Source organism: Kitasatospora sp. NPDC002227 (assembly GCF_040296285.1).
Taxonomy (GTDB): Bacteria; Actinomycetota; Actinomycetes; order Streptomycetales; family Streptomycetaceae; genus Kitasatospora.
Genome location: NZ_JBEOWY010000128.1, coordinates 1 through 1,402 on the forward strand (window position 1 = coordinate 1; position 1,402 = coordinate 1,402).

The 1,402-nt window shown below is 71.5% G+C and carries 1 protein-coding gene; it reads right to left on the reverse strand.

Annotated elements, in window-relative coordinates; all coding sequences use genetic code 11:
- Positions 1–6: 6 nt before the first annotated feature.
- Positions 7–1,392, reverse strand: coding sequence for a phosphomannomutase/phosphoglucomutase (locus ABT095_RS38770; protein ID WP_350534340.1), 1,386 nt, complete (start codon positions 1,390–1,392; stop codon positions 7–9).
- Positions 1,393–1,402: the final 10 nt, after the last annotated feature.

The following is a 1,402-nucleotide window of genomic DNA, read 5'->3' on the forward strand; positions in this document are numbered from 1 at the left end:
TCGGGGTCAGGCGCGGACGAGTCCGAGGACGGTGTCGCGCAGGTCCGCCATCACGGCCGGGTCCTTGGCCTCGACGTTCAGGCGCAGCAGGGGTTCGGTGTTGGAGGCGCGGAGGTTGAACCACCAGTCGGGGCCGGCGACGGTGAGGCCGTCGAGGGTGTCGATGGTGACGTCGTCGCGGTCCTGGTAGGCGGTGCGGATCTCGGTGACCTTGGCCTGCTGGTCGGCGACGGTGGAGTTGATCTCGCCGGAGGCGGCGTAGCGGTCGTACTCGGCGGTCAGGGCGGACAGGGTGCCCGCCTGGTGGCCGAGGGCGGCCAGGACGTGGAGGGCGGCGAGCATGCCGGTGTCGGCGCGCCAGAAGTCGCGGAAGTAGTAGTGCGCGGAGTGTTCGCCGCCGAAGACGGCGTCGGTGGCGGCCATCTCCTGCTTGATGAAGGAGTGGCCGACGCGGGTGCGCACGGGGTTGGCGCCGAGCTCGCGGACGACCTCGGGGACGGTCCAGGAGGTGATCAGGTTGTGGATGACGGTCGGCTCCGTCTCGCCCGCCGCCCTGGCGCGGGCGATCTCGCGGGCGGCGACCAGGGCGGTCACGGCGGAGGGGGAGACCGGCTCGCCGCGCTCGTCCACGACGAAGCAGCGGTCCGCGTCCCCGTCGAACGCCAGGCCCAGGTCGGCGCCGACCTCGCGCACCCGCGCCTGGAGGTCGACCAGGTTCGCCGGGTCCAGCGGGTTCGCCTCGTGGTTGGGGAACGTGCCGTCCAGCTCGAAGTACAGCGCGTCCAGATCGAGCGGCAGGCCGTCGAAGACGGTCGGCACGGTGTGGCCGCCCATGCCGTTGCCCGCGTCGACCACGACCTTCAGCGGCCGGATCGAGGAGAGGTCCACCAGGCCGAGGAGGTGGTCGGCGTAGCCGCGCAGCGTGTCCGCCTGCGACAGCGCACCCGGCTTCACGTCCAGCGCCGGAACCGTGACCGTGCCGTCCTCACCCGTCCAGGACTCCACCAGCTCACGGATCTCCGTCAGCCCGGTGTCCTGGCCGACCGGCGCCGCACCCGCACGGCACAGCTTGATGCCGTTGTACTGCGCCGGATTGTGCGAGGCGGTGAACATCGCACCCGGCAGGTCCATCGACCCCGACGCGTAGTACAGCTGGTCCGTCGAGCACAGGCCGATCTCGACCACGTCCGCACCCGAAGCCGCCGCACCCTCCGCGAACGCCCGCGACAGCGACGGCGACGACGGACGCATGTCATGCCCGACCACGACCGCCGAAGCACCCACCACCCGGACGAACGCCGCACCGAACGCCCGCGACAACCCCTCGTCCCACTGGTCCGGCACCACACCACGCACGTCGTACGCCTTCACCAACTGCTTCAGGTCCCGCACTGCCGCTCCA